19 protein-coding genes, 1 tRNA gene, 1 pseudogene and 1 riboswitch are annotated in these 21,329 nt (G+C 43.8%); of the genes and pseudogenes, 3 read left to right on the forward strand and 18 right to left on the reverse strand.

The features are described 5' to 3' along the window. Positions 1–137: 137 nt before the first annotated feature. Entirely contained in the window at positions 138–587 is a 450-nt protein-coding gene (gene rimI, locus AMBT_RS12640; RefSeq protein ID WP_013785022.1) for a ribosomal protein S18-alanine N-acetyltransferase, read from the reverse strand. A gap of 23 nt (positions 588–610) precedes the next feature. After that, the gene (locus AMBT_RS21945) at positions 611–1,270 is read right to left on the reverse strand and encodes a hypothetical protein (RefSeq protein WP_013785023.1); all 660 of its coding nucleotides are present in this window, start codon (positions 1,268–1,270) and stop codon (positions 611–613) included. Positions 1,271–1,490: 220 nt separating this feature from the next. Between AMBT_RS21945 and AMBT_RS12655 the strand changes: the two are divergent. After that, positions 1,491–4,468: pseudogene (locus tag AMBT_RS12655) on the forward strand (Tn3-like element ISShfr9 family transposase). Between the two features lie 215 nt (positions 4,469–4,683). Here the strand turns inward: AMBT_RS12655 and AMBT_RS12660 are convergent. The 6 genes from AMBT_RS12660 to AMBT_RS12685 form a co-directional block, all read right to left on the reverse strand. Continuing rightward, positions 4,684–4,760, reverse strand: a tRNA-Trp gene (locus AMBT_RS12660). Positions 4,761–4,875: 115 nt separating this feature from the next. Continuing rightward, the gene (locus AMBT_RS12665; RefSeq protein ID WP_013785024.1) at positions 4,876–5,667 is read right to left on the reverse strand and encodes an LPS biosynthesis choline kinase; all 792 of its coding nucleotides are present in this window, start codon (positions 5,665–5,667) and stop codon (positions 4,876–4,878) included. Beyond that, a complete protein-coding gene (pnuC, locus tag AMBT_RS12670; protein WP_013785025.1) occupies positions 5,624–6,268 on the reverse strand; it encodes a nicotinamide riboside transporter PnuC in 645 nt (214 codons plus the stop codon). Before pnuC ends, AMBT_RS12665 begins: the two co-directional genes overlap by 44 nt. Next, on the reverse strand, positions 6,265–6,543 hold the full coding sequence (locus tag AMBT_RS12675) for a hypothetical protein (RefSeq protein WP_013785026.1): 279 nt from the start codon (positions 6,541–6,543) through the stop codon (positions 6,265–6,267). Before AMBT_RS12675 ends, pnuC begins: the two co-directional genes overlap by 4 nt. Before the next feature lie 9 nt (positions 6,544–6,552). After that, complete coding sequence (locus AMBT_RS12680) at positions 6,553–8,652, reverse strand: TonB-dependent receptor (RefSeq protein ID WP_013785027.1); 2,100 nt, start codon at positions 8,650–8,652, stop codon at positions 6,553–6,555. 54 nt (positions 8,653–8,706) lie between these two features. Further along, positions 8,707–8,816, reverse strand: a riboswitch (TPP riboswitch). 113 nt (positions 8,817–8,929) lie between these two features. Next, a complete protein-coding gene (locus tag AMBT_RS12685) occupies positions 8,930–9,358 on the reverse strand; it encodes an acyl-CoA thioesterase (RefSeq protein WP_013785028.1) in 429 nt (142 codons plus the stop codon). Positions 9,359–9,426: 68 nt separating this feature from the next. On the opposite strand from AMBT_RS12685, the gene AMBT_RS12690 reads away from it, so the two are divergent. Further along, positions 9,427–11,805, forward strand: coding sequence for a GNAT family N-acetyltransferase (locus AMBT_RS12690; protein ID WP_013785029.1), 2,379 nt, complete (start codon positions 9,427–9,429; stop codon positions 11,803–11,805). A gap of 77 nt (positions 11,806–11,882) precedes the next feature. On the opposite strand, the gene AMBT_RS12695 is transcribed toward AMBT_RS12690, so the two are convergent. The 7 genes from AMBT_RS12695 to AMBT_RS22225 all read right to left on the reverse strand — a co-directional run bounded on the left by AMBT_RS12695 (position 11,883) and on the right by AMBT_RS22225 (position 17,307). After that, positions 11,883–13,148 (reverse strand): tetratricopeptide repeat protein, encoded by a 1,266-nt coding sequence (locus AMBT_RS12695; RefSeq protein WP_041452571.1) that lies wholly within the window; start codon positions 13,146–13,148, stop codon positions 11,883–11,885. 2 nt (positions 13,149–13,150) lie between these two features. Beyond that, positions 13,151–13,762, reverse strand: coding sequence for an energy transducer TonB (locus tag AMBT_RS12700; RefSeq protein ID WP_013785031.1), 612 nt, complete (start codon positions 13,760–13,762; stop codon positions 13,151–13,153). Between the two features lies 1 nt (position 13,763). Continuing rightward, positions 13,764–14,162 (reverse strand): ExbD/TolR family protein, encoded by a 399-nt coding sequence (locus tag AMBT_RS12705; RefSeq protein WP_013785032.1) that lies wholly within the window; start codon positions 14,160–14,162, stop codon positions 13,764–13,766. A gap of 11 nt (positions 14,163–14,173) precedes the next feature. After that, complete coding sequence (locus tag AMBT_RS12710) at positions 14,174–14,698, reverse strand: MotA/TolQ/ExbB proton channel family protein (RefSeq protein ID WP_013785033.1); 525 nt, start codon at positions 14,696–14,698, stop codon at positions 14,174–14,176. Between the two features lies 1 nt (position 14,699). Next, positions 14,700–16,058 carry a MotA/TolQ/ExbB proton channel family protein gene (locus AMBT_RS12715; protein ID WP_013785034.1) on the reverse strand — a complete coding sequence of 453 codons (1,359 nt, stop codon included), beginning with the start codon at positions 16,056–16,058 and terminating at the stop codon, positions 14,700–14,702. 6 nt (positions 16,059–16,064) lie between these two features. Beyond that, positions 16,065–16,826, reverse strand: coding sequence for a DUF3450 domain-containing protein (locus AMBT_RS12720; protein ID WP_013785035.1), 762 nt, complete (start codon positions 16,824–16,826; stop codon positions 16,065–16,067). A 316-nt stretch (positions 16,827–17,142) separates the two neighbouring features. After that, positions 17,143–17,307 (reverse strand): 2OG-Fe(II) oxygenase family protein, encoded by a 165-nt coding sequence (locus tag AMBT_RS22225; protein WP_232363140.1) that lies wholly within the window; start codon positions 17,305–17,307, stop codon positions 17,143–17,145. Between the two features lie 345 nt (positions 17,308–17,652). On the opposite strand from AMBT_RS22225, the gene AMBT_RS12725 reads away from it, so the two are divergent. Next, positions 17,653–18,210 carry a 2OG-Fe(II) oxygenase gene (locus tag AMBT_RS12725; RefSeq protein WP_013785036.1) on the forward strand — a complete coding sequence of 186 codons (558 nt, stop codon included), beginning with the start codon at positions 17,653–17,655 and terminating at the stop codon, positions 18,208–18,210. Between the two features lie 7 nt (positions 18,211–18,217). On the opposite strand, the gene AMBT_RS12730 is transcribed toward AMBT_RS12725, so the two are convergent. The 3 genes from AMBT_RS12730 to AMBT_RS12740 are packed head-to-tail and all read right to left on the reverse strand — an operon-like array spanning position 18,218 to position 21,328. Then, positions 18,218–20,020, reverse strand: a complete 1,803-nt coding sequence (locus AMBT_RS12730; protein ID WP_013785037.1) for a tetratricopeptide repeat protein — start codon at positions 20,018–20,020, stop codon at positions 18,218–18,220. Further along, complete coding sequence (locus tag AMBT_RS12735) at positions 20,020–21,021, reverse strand: aspartyl/asparaginyl beta-hydroxylase domain-containing protein (protein ID WP_013785038.1); 1,002 nt, start codon at positions 21,019–21,021, stop codon at positions 20,020–20,022. Before AMBT_RS12735 ends, AMBT_RS12730 begins: the two co-directional genes overlap by 1 nt. Positions 21,022–21,055: 34 nt before the next feature. Then, positions 21,056–21,328: a hypothetical protein gene (locus tag AMBT_RS12740; protein ID WP_013785039.1), complete on the reverse strand. Its 273-nt coding sequence runs from the start codon at positions 21,326–21,328 to the stop codon at positions 21,056–21,058. Position 21,329: the final 1 nt, after the last annotated feature.

Raw genomic sequence — 21,329 nt, forward strand, 5'->3', positions numbered from 1 at the left:
GTAAACATTGGAAGGTATTATCTCAAAGAACAGGTGTGGAACGTAAGTGAACGGGTAGATCGAGAAGGTATAACTTGTGCGATTGTGTGTTCAGTTTAACGTGTTCTGTTTAGCACTTTTTGTTTAGCATGTTCGGTTTAGAATGAAGCCTTCATTATTTTGGCGTCTTCTTTGCCCTTAGCCGTTTGGTAATAGCCTTTTCTTACTTCGATATGTTCAAAACCAGCATTTTCGTAAAGGTTAATTGCCCCAACATTACTGGCTCGAACTTCTAACCACATGGACGACATTTTGTTTTGCTGAGCGTGTTGTTTTACATAGTCCACTAACGTCCGCCCTATCCCTTCTTGGCGGTGACGCTTGTCTACCGCAATATCCATTAAAGTAGCTTCATCAACCACTTCAAGTACCAGTGCGTAACCCACTACTTGATCGTCTTTTATGGCAAGGACACCGAAATAAGGAGCCGTTGTGCAATCAGCAAACGTGTCATATGACCAAGGTTTGAATTGGGACGCTTCGTGAATACCGTAGGCTTGCGCTAATGCGCCAGCACTACTTGAATCTGAAACTAATTGGATATGCAAAATAGACAACCGAGTTAGGGAATTTAACGCGCTTCAGGCGAACTTGTATTGTTGGATAAAGCACAAAGCATTTTCCACAGCTGCTTTTGCATTCCCGCGTTAAGCAAGTGAGGCGCTGATGGTAAAACGATGCCATCGTGCGTTACTGCTACAGCTTGCCCTATCTTTACCTGAGTGCTGGTAAAGGAGAGTTGAAGATACGCTAGCGCAACATCTAAATCTTGTAGCCACTGTTTACCCTGTAATCGCTGCACCTGGGTTAATTCAACTATAGCAGGTGTGCTACTTGGAGCAGGATTGGATGAAAAGTTCGGCGAATGATTCGATGATGGAGTAGGCTCAGATTTAAACTGCCCTTGGCTTGCACTGCTAGCTATCGATTGCGGCGCCGATGACGGTGAACCACTGGCGTTCTGGCCAGCAGATTTAGTTTGGCCAGAGGCTTTGGGAGAATCTGATGATACCTGCGCACGAAGTTGTGCCAACCGACTTTGCTTTTCTTCATTAGAAGGCATAGCTGCAGAATGGTTATTAGTCGTTACAAAAGAAGCACTGGCAGAGCGCTTATTAGCAACATCAGCCGCAACTGAGTGCGAGTCTTCATCTTGCAGCGATGACTGGCTCACCCATACCGGGATCCCCATTTCTTGCAACACAGCACGCTGAAAAGTAGAAAGCGACATAAAATCCAACCTCGTTTAATTGCTTAACATTGTATATTAACGAGAACAAAAAAGGTAACGAGAATAAAAGGTAACGACAGTGGGGTTCTAGGGATTTTCCCCTCTAAAAAGACATAATCCTCTGTAGACCACACCAATAAATGGCTGCGGAGGTGGGTTACTACTTATAAGTGTGGCAAATTAGGTAAATATCGTACATTTAATACGGAACAGCCCTGATATGGCCATCAAAAACGAAATTACTATTCTCACGAGAGCAGAACAGGCAGATCTTTTTTCCCCACCCATTTTTTCAATCGAAGAACAACGTCTGTACTTTTCTCTGAACGATGCGGAATTGGCAGTTTTTCGGTCAATTCGTCTCAGAGCTCATAGATGTTACTTTGTCGCGATTTTGGGATACTTCAAATCAAAGCCCGTCATCCTAGATATCGCTTACTCGCAGGTTTCTAAGGATTTAATGTTCATCAGTAAAGAGCTGCTTGGCGGCAAGGGGCTCAGACCATTCACTCCCTCACAAAACAAAAAGATCGACTCTACGCAAAAGTATTAGACCTTGCTGGTTATCACAAATGGGACGAAAGTCAGCACTTCAATTCTCTTTTCGACCACCTTGTTCAGGTGGGCAATGCCTGGCTGGAGCCGCGTTACCTCTTTGATACTGCTATTGAATTCCTAACCAGTCACAGCATTGCTATCCCTAGGTACACCGTACTCCAGAGACTGATAAGCAGAGCGATGCAGCAGGTCAGAAAAGACCTGGCGCACCAACTTAATCAACTCACCAGTCCTGAACTTCACGTCTTTCTGGACAGCATAACAGCCATTGATGACGGACTAAGCCTGAACCAGCTCAGAGGCGGTGCAAAAAGTCTGACCGTACCTGAACTTAAAAAAGAGCTTGCCCTTTATCATCAGTTAGCGCCATGGCGCACGCAAATCAATGGCGTTATCGATGGGCTTAATCTGTCTCTTAAAAATCGACAACACTTCGGTGAGCTCATCAACTATTACGGTAGTAAACTCAAACGATTCAAACGCGCACAGCAGCATCTATGGTTGCTATGTCACCTGACAGAGCGGATACAACTGGCACTGGAACGGTTAACTGATGGGTTCATTTACCATATCCGCAAGCAACAAGAAGCTGCCAACACCTTTGCACAACAAGCAGTGTTCCTGTCCTGGCAGTCAGCCGCGGACAATGTCACGAAAGCGGCAGAGTTACTGCATCTGTTTGTGGATGAGAACATTGATGATAATCAACCCTTCTCAGTAGTCAGACAACAGGCATTGAAGGTCATGAATGACAGGGATATCCAGACCCTCTGCCTTTACCTGAAAAAACAGAAACGGACCGTGGAAGAGTACCAGTGGCAACATTACGATGAACAATGCAATCTCCTGGAGCAACTGTTAAGGCAGGTGTTCTTGTGCCTTGAATGTGAGGCCGGTAAAGGCTCAGAAGCCGTCGTCGCCCAACTTCAACAGATGCAGACGGAAATCGCATTCGGTGGACCACTGAAGACGATGGATACGTCGCTCATCCCGAAAAAGCACCTCCCATGGTTGGTTAAACAGGATAACGTTAACCCGCAACGTTACGAATGGCTGCTCTACCGGCAGTTAACCTCACGACTGAATGGACGCATTTATTTGCCAAATGTTACCAAATACCGCGCACTGGAAGACGACCTGATCCCCCAGACATCGCAGGATACCTTGCTGGCCTCATCAACACTGGACAGACTAAAACAGCCCGCAGAGTTATTGTTACAGGAGAAACAACACCGGCTGGAAAGTGCACTCAAAGACGTTGCTCTCCATATTGATGAGGGAGACAATCGAAATGTGATCATGAAAAATCGTACCGGTACCCGCTGGCGTCTGCCGACCAAAAGCGCTACATCTCTGGTCAACAATCCCTTTTTTAAGCGAATGCAACCGGTCGGTATCGCGGATGTACTGCGGTATGTAGAGCGCGAAACCGGGTTCATGAAATGTCTGACTCATGTACTTCCGATACAAAAACAAGGGTTCACTCATCAGGATGATTTACTGGCCATTCTGATTGCCAACGCCACTCACCGTGGTGTGTATGGCATGGCGCAGATCTCCGATCGAAGCTATGAACACCTGAGTACGGTGCAGGCCAACTATATCCGGCCTGAAACGCTGCATGACGCCAGCGACGTGATCAATAATGCGGTTGCAGCGCTACCCATCTTCCGCCACTACCATATTCAGGAGGACCAGCTGCATGTCAGTGCGGATGGTCAGAAATTCGAAACCCATCTGGAAACCTTTAAAACCCGGTACTCCTCTAAGTATTTCGGCACCAACAAAGGGATCACGGCCATGACACTGGTGGCCAACCACAGCGCCCTCAATGCTCGGATCATCGGTTCCAACGAGCACGAATCACACTATATTTATGACCTGTTACAATCCAACAGCAGTGAAATCAAACCTGACGTACTCTCGACAGATACACACGGTGTCAATCATGTTAACTTCGCCTTACTGGATCTATGCGGTTACAGTTTTGCACCGCGATACGCGCAGTTCAGTAGTGTCATCAATGATCTGTTTGACGTAACTGAAAATGAACACGGCGGCACCAACCTTGCCCTGAAAAAGCCCATCAGGACGAATGTCATCGAAACGGGATGGCAGGATATTAGGCGCATTGTTCTGTCACTTCAGACAAAGCGAACGACACAGGCAATGCTGGTAAGAAAGTTGTCTGGTTATCCTTCGGGGCACCCGACATTACAGGCGCTGACGGAGTATAATCGACTGGTCAAAGCGCAATATTTACTGGATTACATAGACAATGCCAGTTTGCGGCAGTACGTTCAGCGTGCCCTTAACCGGGGAGAAGCGTGGCACTTCCTGAGACGGGCTATTGCGTCGGTGAATGGCGATCAGTTCCGAGGCAAAAACGAGAGTGAAATCGCTATCTGGAATGAATGTGCAAGATTGCTTGCCAACGCGATCATCTACTTCAACTCCGCGATACTGAGTCATCTGCTGGGACACTTTGAAGCGAGAGGAGATGAAGAGAAAGCGGGTATCACTCGTGCTGTTTCGCCCGTTGCGTGGCAAAATATCAACTTAAGCGGAACGTATAACTTCACTAATACTGGGAAATTGCCCAATATTGGCGAAATAACAAGGCCGATAGTGGATGATTAGGCTCCAAGCTGAAAGTAAACCACCTCCGCAGCCATTTATTGGTGTGGTCTACAGAGGATTATGTCTTTTTAGAGGGGAAAATCCCTAGAACCCCACAGTAGAAGTGGAAACCAGAATAAAAATGGCAGATACGGAATGATTAACTTGCTGAATTTAACTTAGCTTGAGAATAGCAAATGATGATAAAGATGAATTTAAAAAACATGAAGGGAAAGTGGCAGGGGTGGAGGGACTCGAACCCCCAACCATCGGTTTTGGAGACCGCTGTTCTACCAATTCGAACTACACCCCTAGCGCGCTGTGCATTATACGGATGACATTAAAAAGGTAAAGCATTTTTCTACTACCTTATGCACTACCGCTTATTAAACAAACAAAGCGCTGTTAAAACAAACAAAAAGCGTACTTTAGCCAGCAGTTTGCTTGTTAGCCTCAAGGGCTGCCTGCCACAAATCGTTAGTCACGTTAACGATTTCCATGTGTAGCTGAACTTGCGATAAGACCTCACTTTCATCTTTACCGACTTCTTTTGCATAGGCGATGGCTAATGCCTGTGTTTGTATTTCGCTCATTGCGTTTATCTTTGCACACCCTGCTACATCGAAATAACGATTACCCATGGCGGAGTACTCCCAATCAACAATGAAAGGCGTGGAATCACGTACCACATGATGAGCAAGTAAGTCGTTGTGACACAGTACATAGTCGTCTGTGTTGCCTTCACTTTTCACTAAGCTTGCGCGAAGTTGAATCGCCTGGTCGAAAAGCGTATCTCCCTCTTTTAAACCAGCGGCATGCATGTAGTGCAACCAACGAGAAAATAAGTTGAGTGGTCTAGCGGTGATAGGCAGCCTATGCACACGGGCAAGTACTGATGCTAACGCTTCGGGTGAACGAATACTGGGATGAGGATCGGCTTCTTCTTCCCATTGCTCTACCCAAATTAATTCATCATCGCTTAACCAAACAGGCTCTGGTGCAATGCCTCGCTCTGCAAGTTGCTGTTGCAATACAAATTGATGGAATCTGTCGATGCCGCTGAAAGCATCTTCTCCCACCCATTTAACCGCAAACCCACGCGTACCGTCTTTCAAATGATATACCTGATTCACCAAGCCTGCAGGGTGACGTTCCACTGTGGCCGAATCAGATAAATTAAGTGCTTCTTTCAAAAGCGGAATGATAGTTTCCGGTTTCATCTTGCCTATTCCACTGCGCTTGCCATTGTAGATACCCAAAAATCGAGAATCCTACGTATCCAAGGAACAAGCATGCTGATAATGCCATCCCCACTTGAAAATATAAAAAGGCGGAGGCCAAATTAATAAAAAACCAGTAAATCCAATTTTGTAGAACTTTGTGTGCCACCATGAAAGTGGTAACTATACTTAACAGTTGGATACTCGCATCTAGCAATAAATGATCACTGTTAAATTGGGCGGTCACTAATTTAGACAATCCCCACGCACAGCATAACAGCACCGGGACTATCGTTAGATGTATCCACAGCGGCCATGAACGTACCGGCTTCTCGGTGCCCTCGTCTCCCCCTTTTGACCACTGATAATAACCATAGCCCGCCATTATCATATAGAAAAAATTCAGCATGGACTGAAACGGCAACGTCACCTGCCAAAACAGCCAGGTATAAATAGCCGTGCTGGCGAAGGCGCAAAGCCAACACCAGCTATTCTGTTTAGCCGCAAGCAACACATAGGCAATGGCAAGCACTACTGCTAGCCATTCCAATTTTGATGTAGCTGCTATCTGCGACAAAAACTCAGTAAAAAATGCACTCATGCTTCAGCTTTTCTGGCTTGCTTATTAGCCTGCATGGCATCGTAGTTTAGAAATTTCGCCACAAAAATAGCCTGCCCGACTTCTTCGTGAGTTCGCTGCATTTCCTTACCAAGAATAGTCATCACATGCCCGTAATCACCGGATACTTGCGTACTGGTGGAAGTCGTTAACACGCCAATATTGCCGTAGCTATTTAAGCGATCGATAAATTGCTGAATGGGCTCAATGTATTCCCCTACTAGTGGGTATAGCGATAGCTCAACCATGACTTGCATAGCGTACTCCTAGAATTCGTATTTAACGGTAACGCCGAACTGGCGGCCATTACCTAATTGATAGTAAGGTTCTGCAAACGCATACTCATCACGAGGATCGTTACTGAATCCACCAAAACCTCTGGTGTAATACTCATTGTCGAAGGCATTTTTAACCCACACGCTAGTTTGCCAATCATTGGAAAACCATACAATTTCACTGTTCACTAACGTGGTCGAAGGGGCCTCTACGTCATGCCCATCAGAAAAGCGATAACTGTCTTTAAAGTCGATATCAATACGCCAGAGCACATCATCAGTGATAGATAACTCACTAAATAAGTTAGCCGTATATTTAGGTGCTTGTGCTTGGCGCTGTTCTTCAATCACAGTGCCGTCGGTCAGCGTATAATCTTCAAAGGTAGCATCTAGGTAACCTAAACTCATGTTCATGGTCCAGTTTGCATCTACCAGCCAACTTAACTCTAGCTCAGCACCTTTGTTAGTGCCTATATCAGCGTTGTCTATAATGTCGATAAAATCAGGTGTGCCGTCTTCTCGAATTTGAACATCAAAATTACTCACTTGCGTATCGTCCCTATCCATATAGAAAAGGGCGGCTCGCATGGTAAGTTCTGGTATTAGCAAAGGTCCTTTAACACCAAGCTCATAATTCCAGTTGTATTCTTCATCAAAGAATCGCTGATCATCTGATACTCGTTCGTCAGGGTTGTACCCTGCCCCTTTGTAACCGCGAGAAATACTGGCGTAGTAAAAGTGGTTCCGAGCGGTGTACTGCAATGCCACTTTCCCGCCTGTCATCGTAGTATCATGACTACTTTCAAGGCCATTGTTATCTGAGTAGTCAAAACCATAATTTTCTACACGTAACCCTGCCACTAACGTTAGGCTATTGGTAAGCGTAGATTCAGTCTGTAAATATACTGCTTTGGTGGTAGGTTCATACACACTGGTGAAATCACCTGAAGCATAGGTGTACTGTCGTAACAAATCTTCTTCGCTGGTTTTATAAAAAGCGCCAAGCGTCCAAGCGGTCGCGCCATCAAATAACGCGGCACTGTCTGATGATACAAAGCGTACTTCTGCGGTTTGTGTGTCTACATCACGAAAATAAGCGTCGAATGAGGTATACCCGAAAGGGTGAAAACCTTCATAAGTCCAATCTTCGTCATATCCATAACCGATATTGTGTGATGCATGAGTGGCGATAAGAATAAAGTCACCGCCATTAGTCGAGGTAGTAGATCTGGCACTTACCGCATGAGTTTGATGGGTGTCAAAGCCAGGCTCATCAGATAAGGTCTGATTATTATTGTCTAGAGAGAACGCATCGTACCCATTGTCGATGTCATACCAACGATATGTCAGCGCCAAAGTACTTCTTTCGTCAATATTCCCAGCAATACTTATGCGCGCTGCGGTTTCATCGAGATTATTAGTATCATCACGCTTTTGCTCGGTGCCATCACTATCAACCACGGTATTTTCTACAAAACCATCACTACGGTTGTGCATTAGCGCAACGCGATATCCCCAATCTTGGTTAATATCATCACCTGTAGCAACTTCCACGCGATAACTATCTTTGTTACCAGCTCTTAATTCAACATAGTCAGCGCCTTCTGAACCTACAGGCGTGCTAGACAGCTTTACTGCACCGGCTAACGCGCCAGAACCAAATAAGGTGGCCTGTGGGCCTCGGTACACTTCTAGTTGCTGCGTATCAAAAATAAGCCCCGCTGCCGCAAGACCAGAGAAATCAAATTCGTCAACGATGAAACTAACAGAAGGATTAATAGGTTCTACAAATTGACTACGTTCACCGATACCTCGTATTTGCACAAAGCGGCCTCGTGAGGCGCCTGCGGCGAAATTCACGTTTGGCACACTGTTTAGCACACTATCAATATGGGTAGGCTGGCGACTGCTTAAGCGCTTAGCGCCCAAAATGGTAGCACTGGCACTTAGCTGATCTAATACGGTTTCGCGAAAGTCTCCGCTAACGACTATACGTTCAACGTCTTCAAGTTGTGTTTCTTGTTCAGAGGTTTGCGCATTAGCACAAAGCGATGCAGCAATTAAAGAAAGACAAAATATTGGTTTTTGCATGGGATCTCTTATTCTTTTCTAAGAAAAAAGATCCGGGTGTACGGCAGGTGATACGACTATGTGGTCAACCATCCCTACGCCGGCATTATCCGGATCAGGTGTAAGGGTTCTCACAGTGATGATGTGAATCTCAGTCCGCGGTACGGACACCCCTTGGTATATGCATTCAGTTAGAATACCGAATACAGCGAGGAGTCTACCAGTTACGCCAAAACCGTCAAGATATTAAACGGTTAACTTGGCGTAACAGTAGACTTCGTATTTTGGTCTTATGACTTTATTTTTGTTCTTCTAATTCTAGATTGAGCTTTCGTACTTCTTCGTTAGTTTGAGACACTAACGCTTCAAGTGTTTTACCATGCGCTGCAGGTTGGCGTGATTCTGGATCAACTTTAACGAAGACGATGTCGTCAGCAAAACAAATCGTCTTTTTAGTGGCTTTATTGCGCACTAAACAACTTACGGTAATCGACGTTCTACCAACCGCCTTGGTTTCAAGACCAAACTCAACAATATCCCCTTGCAGTGCAGGCGACTCAAAACTAATTTCCCCTATATGTTTGGTGACCAAACAATTGGTTTCTAATTGACAAATTGCCCAAATAGCAGCCTCTTCATCAATCCACTCAAGCGCACGGCCACCAAATAAAGAGTTGGCATAATTTAAGTCGTTTGGCATCACTAGACGCCGAGAAAGAAAGCGCATTCGAATTCCTTTAGATAAGTAGTTACTATAAGCACAGAAAGTCTTAATTATACCGAAAAAACACATCTATGGCGCCACCGGAATTAACTCAATGGTTGTTTAACCCTTTTTATTCGCAAGCACGAGATACCGAGCATCGACGTCTACTCGTGCTTACTGGCGATTATGAATGGGTTAACCAGCGTTTAACGTCTCTTTTGAGCGATATTCCCCCTTCACTTATCGTTAAAGAAATAGGCGGGGAGACCTCACTCCTTCGTAAACATCTGCTAGGTAATGAATGCGATATTGGGGTGGTACACTCACATCAAGGGTTTAATCCGGGAAATATGATGGCCATTGCAGGCACTATTCGTTGGGGTGGGTGTCTCATTTTATGCTGCCCTGCGTTAGCCTCTTGGCATTTACACGCCAAACATACTCATCTATCTCACGGGTTTAAAGCAACCCAAAGCCTTTATATAAAAAGGCTTGTCGCAATAATAAAAAGCAATGCAGACGTAGCTGTATGGGATGGTAACCATCGCCATATCCCCGATTTAGTGGGGAGCGATGCGCCTGATTCATCAAACAATGTAAACCCGATTGAACCCGAAGGCTCGATTTATCCGAGAGTCTCAAAAAATGCACAAGCAACTCAGCCACTAGGTGATGATGAAACCCGCAAACCACAGTTTAAATCACTGGATCAACAGCTGGCATTTGACTGCCTAACAAATAGGTGGTCGCAAGATATTCGTAAAGCTGTCATCACAGCGCCTAGGGGCAGAGGAAAGTCTGCGCTGGTAGGGCTGTTTGTTGCTTCAAGACTGAATAAAGGCGAGAAAGTAGCTATCACAAGCGCCATTCGTGACAACACTACCACCCTTTTCAAGCATATTCGCCTAGGCATGGGTTTACTTAATTCAGAGGACAAAGACCAAGCAGGTCAGTCTAGTGACTGCACTGCTAATCCCCCTGATAGTAATGACACTGAGCCAGACGCGGCTAAATCGGCCACTAAAGAGAATTTTAGTATTAAGAAAGGCGGTAGCGCACAGTGGCTTGCACCAGATAACCCCACGCTTATTAATGGTGACTTTGACTTACTTATTATTGATGAAGCAGCATCCTTCCCCTTGCCTGTTCTTAAGTTGTTAATTGGTGCTCATGATAACTATGTGATCACCACGACATTGCAGGGATACGAAGGGAGTGGGCAAGGCTTTATGCAACGCATGCTACCTGCTTTTGAAACTGAAGGCGCTGTACACCTTTCATTGCGCACACCGCTGCGCTGGCCTAAGCACGATAAGCTAGAAAACCTGATACATAATATTTGCTTATTTGAAGGTACAGAATCATTAAATACTGTCAGTGATGCACCGCGGCAAGTATTACAAGAAGTATCGCGGCAAGCACCGCAAGAAGTACCAAGAGAAGTACCGATAGAAGTACCGCATAAACCATCGACAAATAAATGTAGCAATGACTACAGGATGGGTTTGGTGTCTGCATTATCAGAACACCAATTACAGAGTGTTATGCAACTGTTGGCCACTGCCCACTATCAGACCACACCCGATGACTTCATGCGGCTCTGTGACAGCCCAGATATCATATTGTTCACCGAATGGAATGCAAGTCGTTTAACCGCAGCTGCAGTAATAAATTGTGAAGGCGGCGAGGTTTTAGCTGATGTACAAAAAGGGATTGCAGATGGTTCCCGCCGGCCTAAAGGACATTTAGGTGCGCAAAGGCTTACGCTACTCACGGCCCATCCGGAGACTGCAGCTTATCGTTATTGGCGAATAAACCGCATAGCAGTAGCTCCTTATCTTCAAGGCCAAGGTATAGGTACAGGCCTTATACGCTTTATTAAATCGCAAGCCCTTTCACAAGACATTGATGCACTGACAAGCTCCTATGGCACCTCTTATAAGCTTAATAAGTTTTGGCAACAATGCGGATTCAAACTTGTGGATATGGGTGAAAAACCTAACAAAGCAAGTGGAGAGACTAGTGCGTTGGTGGTAAAAGCCATATCTGAACGCTATCGGCCGCAACAAGAAATACTATCTTGCTTGTTTGCCTATAGCCAAAAAAACGAAAGCGTACTTTTGAGTGCCTTACCGGATATCGTAAGAAAAACGCTAATGAAAAAGCTACAGCATTTTGTGAATGCTACTAGGCCGCTAAACCAAGTTGGTTTTGCGATAAACGCGCTGGCCGCTGAGCTATCTGTATCTAATAAGTATATTAGCAATGCTGAAAAGTCTACGAAGATGCCAACTAAGATGTGTAAGAATGAAACTGAAGCAGTTACACCTCAACTTCTTTTATTACTTGGCTCATCCCCCCTCCCCACTAATCAGCTTATTCAGCTGTTAAACGTAAGTGGTCGTAAGGCATTAACCGACGCACTAAGAAAAAAAGTACGCTATTTGTTGTCCTGTGTAATGACCTGAGGCATTAATTGTTTTAAGCAAACTAAACGAAAAAAAAGGCCTCCATACGGAGGCCTTTCTATTTATCGATATAACTACTAAATGTTAATACCGCGGTTCTTAGCCTTCTCTTTAATGTAAGGCTCCCAAGCCGCCGCATTACGACGTAGTGAGCGATCTTTCTTCGCTTCTTGAATGTGCTTATAAGCTTCTCTGAAGTCGCCTGCGTAGAAGTTCGCTTCCATTAGGGTGAAGTGAACTTTGCCAGGATTTTCAACGCCGCGCTCTAATGCATTGTTTAATGCTTTAATCGCGCCTTTGTAATCTTCAGCAACTAACAACAAGGTACCTTGCTTTCTGTAATGCTCAGGATCTGAACTTTTCGCGGCAGCCTTAGCGTAAAGCGAAGCTGCTTTGTCATAGTTTTTCGCCTGGTGATATGCGTTAGCAATACTCGCTAGCATATCGGCATCTTCATCAAGTAAACCAGATTTAACGTGTTTTTCCAAAATTTGAGCAGCTTTAAAAGGCATGCCGTTGGTTTGGAACAACTGAGATAACGTTTTAATCTCATTTACTTTCTTAAGGTAACCTTGAATGTAAGCCATTTCGAACGTAGACAAACCTTTCTCGAAGTCTTCTACTGAAAGATAGAAGAAACCAAGCTGAGTCCACCAACGCGGCTCCTCAGGGAAGTTGCGAACAAGTTCTTCTGCAACTGCCACTGTTTGAGGAAACATCTTACGTTCGTAATATGACGTTAGCTTTAACACATAAGGGTTTTTATTTGGCTTATCATACAAAGCAATTGCTCTGTCAGCTGGCTCAATCATCTTATCCAATTGGCCTGCTTCATAATAAGCTTGCGCTAAACGGGTATAAACGTCCGCATCTTCTTTACACGTAAAGTCCATCCACGCGTTATACCATTTAATCGCATCAGTATATTTGTTCTCTTGCATGTTCAAATCACCTAATAACTTAAGTGTTTGAGAATGCTCGAGATCATTCAATACTTTCGGTTCTACAGACTGGTTCAAATAACCAAGTGCTTTAGAGCCTTTACCTTCTTGTGCAGCTAATAAGTTACCAATAAAGCGATTTACATACGCCGCATCGAAGTCTTCAGAAGGGTCAATTTCATATAGAATGTTTAACGCTTCATCAACTTGATCTTCGTTGTAAAATTCAAACGCTTTTTGAACTTTTTTACCTGTACGCTCGCCTACTAAGGTTGTTTTTGGCTTTTCGTAACCAGGACACATTACAGGTGAAGACTGTGCTAGTGCCGCTGGCGCAGTAAATACTGCACCGGCACCAAGCACTAAAGCAAATGCAGACATTTTGAATTTATTTTTCATCATGATCATTGCTCCAGTTTAAAGTCTAGCTGTACGAACATGCCAGTTTGCTTAACAGCTTTGCCGTCAACAATCTTAGGCTTGTATTTCCACTTACGTAATGCACGTCGTGCCTCACGGTCGAATACACGCTTAGGTTCAGCTTCAATTACTTCGATGTCGTCTACACCACCAATTTCATTGATAGTGAAAGACAATCTTACCCAACCTTCACGGCCATCACGGGCTGCATCAGGCGGATATTTCGGATCGATACGAACGATTGGAGTAGCATCGCCATCACGCTGCATAGCGCCAACACCACCAATGTTTACACCAACACCACCCGTATCAATAGCTGGGATTGCTAGGCTAAAGCCATCTGCATCCGGTTCAGCTGCTTCTGGCTCAACAAGCTCCATTTTAGGAGGCTGTTGAGGCGGAGGTGGAGGTGGAGGCGGAACACGTTGACGCGTTTGCGTCTGATCGTCTGGTTCCTGCATCACAATATCGATTACCGGTGCTTCAGGTACTTCGTCCGCAGGTCTGGCTGAGTTTTCAATCAACTTAGCCATAAGTACGAACAGGGCAAATGCAACACCAGCACCTAAGAATATAGATACAATTATACGTAACATCTTAACCCCTTGCCGCTACCGAAACACGATTAACGCCTGCAGCTTTAACCTGATCCATAATTTCTACTACTAAACCATGCTTGGCTTTAACATCAGCCTGAATGATTACGTAGTCAGTTGGCTGCTCGGTAAGCAGTCGTTCAATATTCGCTCTAACGCTGTCCGGCGCTACTTCACGTTTATCTAACCAAACGCTTCCATCTTCTGTTACCGCTATGAAAATGTTTGCGTTCTTGTGAAGAACCGCCTGGCTCGCGTCGGGCTTATTAACTTCAATCCCTGCTTCTTTAACGAAAACAGTGGTAACGATAAAGAAGATCAGCATGATAAACACGATATCCAACATGGGTGTCATGTCAATCTGTGCGTCTTCTTCCTCGATTCTGACTTTTCGAGCCATAATATCTCTCTCTAATGATGTGGCAGGCTATCAACTAACCCTTCGCGTGCCAGCTTCACTTTCGCTTCAAGACGAGAACTGATGAACAGTCCAGAAAGCGCGGCTACCATTCCCGCCATAGTCGGGACTGTTGCCATGGAGATACCAGCTGCCATTAAACGTGCATTGCTGGTGCCTTGTGTCGCCATCGTCTCGAAAACACCGATCATACCGGTTACTGTTCCCAGTAGCCCGATTAACGGACACATTGCAATAATGGTGCGAATAATCAGCATTCTAGCGTTCAGATCATCTGACGCCTGAGAAATCCACGCGTCACGGATTCTATGCGCATACCAAGATGTGGTATCTGCTCGGGCATCCCAATTTTTGATGATGTTTTTCTTCACCGTTGGGAAGACCGAGGTTAAATACCAATAACGCTCAATCATTAAAACCCACATGAGAAAGAGCGCGGCAGCAACGAAATAAAGCACGTCACCGCCGGTAGCGATAAAATCCCTGACCGATTCAACTAATCCAATCAGGTAATTCATATTACGCTTTCTCCGACTCTGAATGAGCTGCTACGATACCCGCAGTTTGCTCATCAAGAATGTGGATGATTGATTTGCTACGTGAAGCTACGATGCTGTGAGTAAGAATCAGTGGCAACGCCGCGATAATACCTTGAGCCGTAGTTACAAGCGCCATAGAGATACTGCCAGCCATCATACGAGGGTCGCCTGTACCGAACAATGTGATTGCTTGGAACGTTGCGATCATACCAAGTACCGTACCAAGTAGACCTAGTAACGGAGCGATTGCAGCAAAGATCTTGATTACGTTGATGCCGCTTTCGATACGTGGAAGTTCACGTAGGATAGCTTCATCAAGTTTAAGTTCTAAGTTTTCAGCATCAGCAGCTTTGTTCTCTTGATAAACCTTCAAGATGCGACCTAGTGGGTTGCCATCTGAAGGGTTACCTGGGTTTTTAAGCTGTGAACGCATTTTACCAGCAACTACGGTAAGCGTAATTAGCTTGTAAAGACCGATAAGTAGACCAATCGCTAGCATTACAGTGATTGTGTAACCTACTACACCACCCGCATGATAACGCTCAGACATTGTTGCTTTTTGCTTCAACAGACCAAGGATTGCACCTTGAGAAGGGTCAGCATAAAAAGGAACCATACCTGAAGTCGCTGCGATTAAATCGTCAGCTGAACCTACAAAGCGGCTATCTGGTTGGCGACCTAGAGGCTGAACGATTTCGTTTTCAGCATCATAAGTTAGGTAGCCGTCTTCACCTACAAGGTTGAAAGTACCGATACGAACAACTTCTTGCTGTGAAGAACCGCCGTCAAGGTTTACAACTTCTGTAGTGAAACGAACTGTTTCGCCACCTTCAGTCATTTCTTTCTGAAGAGCAAACCATAGGTCTTCTAGTTCTTGAATGTTAGGAAGACCTTTAGAATCTTCTGCCATTCCAGCTAGGAACTCACCACGGCCTGGGAATTGAGCACTAACGATTGATGTAGCAACACGGCCATAAGCTTCTGAAGAAGCTTGACGAACCACACCGAACATCTCACCAAGTGTACCAGTTGCCTGGTCAAGCTCAGCGGCTTTTTCGTTAAGCGTTACTTCGTTGTCAGAGAATTGTTGTTGAAGACGGTCACCACGACCCTGTTCAGCTTTCAATTCAGATTCTGCTTTACGAAGAAGCGCTTGCTTGTCTGCACGAGCAGATTGGAACTCTGCTTCACGCTGTTTGTTGATACGTGTTTCAGAAACACGGTTATCCTGAACTTGGTCTAAAAGTTCTTTAAGGCTCTTTGCTTCCTGAGCCTGAGCTCCGGTTGCTACAACCGCAAGAGTGGCAGCGGTTAAAAGAGATTTGAATACTGGTTTCATTAACAATTACTCCGCTGCACTAATTGGTAGTTTGATCAGATCCGCAGGAATGACGTTATTAGCCATTTTAACTGCGTCAACAACTGATGACAGATATTCGTCGCCAAGTTGTTCCCAAGCGCGGCTTTCATTGTTCCATGCCCAAGCGTTTTCTTGGTCAAGAGACAATGCTACTAGTGCAGTGCGACCTAGGTTAAAGAAGTCAACCGTCACCTCAGTGCCGTTGCTATCAATAGTACCTTGGTAAGAGTTAATCTTAGTGCCGTACTCAACTTCAACCAAGTATGCTTCGATTACTTGGCGGAACTGTTCTGAAACAGTTACGTTAGAGTTAGACATAACATCACGTAAACGCTGAACACGCTCTAGACGCTCGTCTAAGTGAATAGGACGATCAAGTTTGATGAATTTCTCAAGACTATCGATCATGCGGAACATAAGAGGAACGATGCCCTGCTTAGTTTGTTCAATGCTGTCAATTTGACGTTGCAAAGAATCAATACCACGTTGTTGATCTGCTACAAGACTCGCAATGTAGTCATTGTATATTTTGAGGTTTTCTGTCTCATCTACTGTTTGACGGTACTCAACCAGTAATTCTTGAGACTGTTCAAACAACGTGTTGATTTTTTCCTGAGATTTCGCTGCAGCTGCGTGGATTTTCGCTTCTTCTTTATGAAGGTCTTCAAGCGTATCTGCAGAGACTGCACTACCTGTTAGTGCGAAAGCACCGATAACAGTAGAAGCAATAAGAGTTCTCTTGCTCATTTTGGACATAGTTCCCAACCAAATTTCTTATTTGAATCCTCGCCGATAAAGGAAAACCGTTCGGGCAAGGGGCGTATTAAACTTTCACAATTATGTTTTAGGAATGTAGCACGGACCTTAGCTTCCAGTACTACGAACGTATTATACTCACACGGATTACAGCACTGAGTCAAGTAACACCCTGTTTACACCAAGTAGATTTTTTATCATCTGTTTAATATACGTTCGAATTCTCCTGCAGAATTCATTCCAACGTACAAATAACTGGCAAATACACGGTTATTTTTTTGTTTACGAGCAAAGATAAACCCCGCTTTTACCTTGCTTTAATCCAACCTGTCAGGGCATATCGAGGCTGTTTGGCAAATGGAGTGACATAAGTCACACTATGAATGTGTTTTACATCAAATAAGCTCAAAGTGTTAAATTCAGGTGACCAAGATTCGGTCGTTGTACCATCTGGTTCAAAGTATTGAAGCAAACCTCCCCAATCAGGGTGCCATTTTGGTGCAAGGTTTATGACATTGTCCTATCTACGCCCATTATTGACCCTTATCATTTCACACCCGCTTGAAAATCAACCGACCACTGCGCTTTATATGTTCGTTATAACCCTTTAAATTCTGTCGTACTTTTAGTTATCCCATTTCTGAGAATTTTTAGTTATGTGGGAGTTTTATTTAATATCACTAAAGCATAGAAACAATCTCGCACCGAGATTCAATTTTTTATCTTTTTCATTTGCGCACGATTTATTGGCGTACGGGTTTTGATTTGGTAATAATACGGATGCCTTAAACAATAAAACAACGAATCAAAATTATTTATGAATCAATCACCGAAATACAATTGTCTGATTAATGATAAGCCAATATGGGTTTTTGATAACCTTTGCACAGTAGATGAAACAAGTACTATTTTTAAAGGGTTAGAGATAAGTGCTTTTAAACGAAATGAAGTTGCTCGCCCAGATACCGCTCAGTTCCGACATTGGGCCGTCTCTCTTTCTGAAGAACAAATTAGGGGCTTAGCCGTTTATCAACGAGCTATTCTCCAAATTAGTCATACTACAGGAAAACAGTATCGTGCTTATCGTGGATACGTTAACTATGCATCCTATGGTGATATGCTTTTTACTCACACTGATTGTTTGCCTGAAGCGGATGAACTCACTGTGTTGGTATTCTTGTGTCCGGAGTGGAATATCGAATGGGGTGGAGAAACTTTATTTTACAACGAAGATGATGATTGTGAATTCGCGTGTACTCCAAAACCAGGACGTACTGTCATATTTCATGGCGCGATCAAACATGTAGGCAGACCACCAAATCGAATCTGCTATACATCTAGATACACATTGGCCTTCAAATTAGAACTAGCCTGATCTTTGGTTATGACTCAGGTACTATATCAAATGCGACAGTTAATCTTTGAGTATCTGAGTAAATTGGGTTAGTTCCGTGCCACATGTAAGATGGGAAAAACACAACATTTCCGGCTAAAGGCTTAATGGCGAAATCTTCTAACATTTCGACCCCCTTAATATCTGGGCGCCCGAACACCAGCCAACCGTTGCCATTTTCCCTTACTTCATCGGGCACATCAACGTAAAGTACCCCGCTCAACCACCCTTCAGAATGATAATGCGACTTGTGAAACCCCGCCTTTCTTAATCTAACCGACCAACTTCCAATAAACTGCAAGTTAGAGTGAATACGAGAGAGAAAAGGATGTTTTTTTTGCGTTGATAGAGAGCACACAAACGACTTTGCTCTATTTTTAAGGGCAGTCTTGAGGGTTTGAATTAAATAGTGCTCACTGTCTAGTAAGTTTTCAAATGTCTGAGTGCCATTTCTCAGCGACTGCCCTATGGGATGCTTGGTACTGCTATGCAATGAATTTAGATAACCCGCCAATTCATTAATAAAGTGCATGTTTTCTTCTGAATTTTCTAATAGCGATGTGACATTCACAAAATCCTGATACTGACATAATGTTTGATATTTTGTCTCATCACCATTTGCTTTATAAGCAGTAGATAACAGTGTCCAGTAGCCTTGATTTAAAGGAGCAATTCGACATACTAATTCGAGCACGCTGATAGCTTCTTTAGCTCGGTCGAGGCTCAACAACGAATAGCTTTTTTCAATAAGTAATGGCAGTAACTCAGCACTTTTGGTGTTAGGAAGGCTATTTATAACATCGAGCGCTTCTTGGAATTGACCTAGCCCCCTCAAAGCATTAGATAGACTAGCTACTGCTGCAATTTGAATTGACGGGTCTTGCTTCGCCACAAGCTTTTCTAACCAAAGTTTCGCTTTTTCAAAGTCATCGATCTTGAGCATTAATTCCGTATAAGCCATTACTAAACCGGGTTGTTCGGTAGACAATACTTTCTCTAAAAGGGCAAAAGGACTATTAGCATTTTGTATCCAAGCAAAATGTGCATACTCCTTGTGAAGCGTGACATTTAAAGGATATTTTGACAACCCTTGTTCATATACTTCAAATGATTCTTTGTGGGTGCCTTTAAGCGCTAATATGGCCGCAAGATTCTGGTATATTTCTGCACCAGCAGCTCCAGTATCCAAGGCGCGTTTGTAAAGAATGAGCGCTTCGTCTTGTTGCCCAATACTACGTTTAATGTTACCTAAATTATTGAGCGCCTTTATGTTGGACGAGTCTATTTCTAATATTTGTAGCAAATATTTTTCTGCTTCTACGTTCTGTCCTTTCTGACTCAAAATAGACGACAGCATTAACAACAAATCCAACTTTAACGGGTGAACCTTTATTAATTCCCGTACATTTTTTTCGGCTTCGGCATAACGTTCATCAGCAAATAACGTCCTCGCCAAATTATATTTATAGTCATAACTCTCTGGGCTTATTTTATTGGCTTTGCTAAATAACAATAGCGCCTTTTTATTCTGACCCACTTCAAGCAAGAGATTTCCGAAACTATTCATCAAATCACACGCACTAGGAAAGCGCTTTAGCCCTTTTTCGTAAGCTTTCGTTGCTTCATTGACGAAACCCAACTTACGCAAAGCACTTGCTTGTAACTGAGGCACAACTGCATCTACACGAAGCAGTGTTGGATTTAATTTAATCATATCCAACACCACGTTGTATTCGCGTTTATTAAACGCCTGAATGAGTTGAGGAATAATTATAGAGGGCGAGTTTTGCATTACTTATAAAGTCTCCGATCCAGTGTCGCTAAGCTGCCATATTGGGAAGACCATTTACTATATATCTCCATTAGGGCTTTAATGTCGCTACGTTCTTCTATAGATAGATACGGATTCCATATATCTAAAATCAATACCGCTCTTTTTTCATCCGCCCCGTTTTCTGCGCTGTGTTTGTAGCTATCATCAAATAGAAGAGCTTCTTTATCTTGTGTCCAATATTGGCGCTCACCAGCGGCTTCTATGTATGATAATTCATTGACTAACAGAGGTATGTGAAGTGTCCACTTAATATTAGATATACCAAAATGCGGTGGTATTTTGGTTTTTGCATCAAGCACTGAAATAACAATCTCGGGAGCATGTTCCGGACAATCTGCTAATAAGGGGGATCTTATTATCGTTTTAATTTCATCAGGCAACGTTTCTCCAACAGGAGTCAACTTGCCACCTTTCATTAAATGCAACGAATTCCAGCATTTCGTTAGATTACGCCATTCTTGTGTATCCGGCACTTCATCTATATCGTGTATATACTTTTCATTTACCTTTGAAACACACGATAAAAAATATCCCTTGTGATACGAAAGTTGCTGGATAAAGTCGCGAAGATTTTCAACGGAATCTATTGATGGAAAAGGGCTAGATGGCAGTTGGGGTACAAACAGAAAACTAGGTGACTGGTGCTGCTTGTCAAAAGCTTTTTGAGACAACCCACATAGCGCACTTACTGATTCTTCAATTCTTTTCGTCGAGCATATGGATTTTGTCTTGATGATTAGATCACGACGTGCCAAGTTTGCGGCATTATGTATATGAGTCGCTTGCGACTTCGTGATGGAAAATTCTTCAGAGGGTTCTAAAAAACTTGGTGCCTGCTGATACAGACGCCTATAATCCGCAAGAGCAGTGTCGTAAAGGCCATTTTCAATCAAATTGGCAATGTTAGCGAGTATTGAGTCTATTTTGCTTTTTTTCTGATTCATAAAAGTGGGAAGCATTTTGCCTCCCATCTTAAACTAAAATGACTGTCAATTACATATCACCGCCACTTGTTTCTGTGCCGCGCTGCATTCGGGTCCAACCCTCTCTACCTGCCTCACGCATTTGTTCTCTTTCTTCTGCCGAATAGCAAACACGCTGCATGCGATTGGAGCCAATCTTCTTTTCCATCTTACACTTCATACCATCATCTGTAGCATTACTATCAGACTTAGCATATTGAGAAGATTCGTTACTCCTTGAGCCACATGCTCCAAGCGTTAACGCTAGACCTACAACTAGACATACCTGATTTAGCTTTTTCATC

The sequence above is a fragment of the Alteromonas naphthalenivorans genome (genome assembly GCF_000213655.1).
Classification (GTDB): Bacteria; Pseudomonadota; Gammaproteobacteria; order Enterobacterales; family Alteromonadaceae; genus Alteromonas; species Alteromonas naphthalenivorans.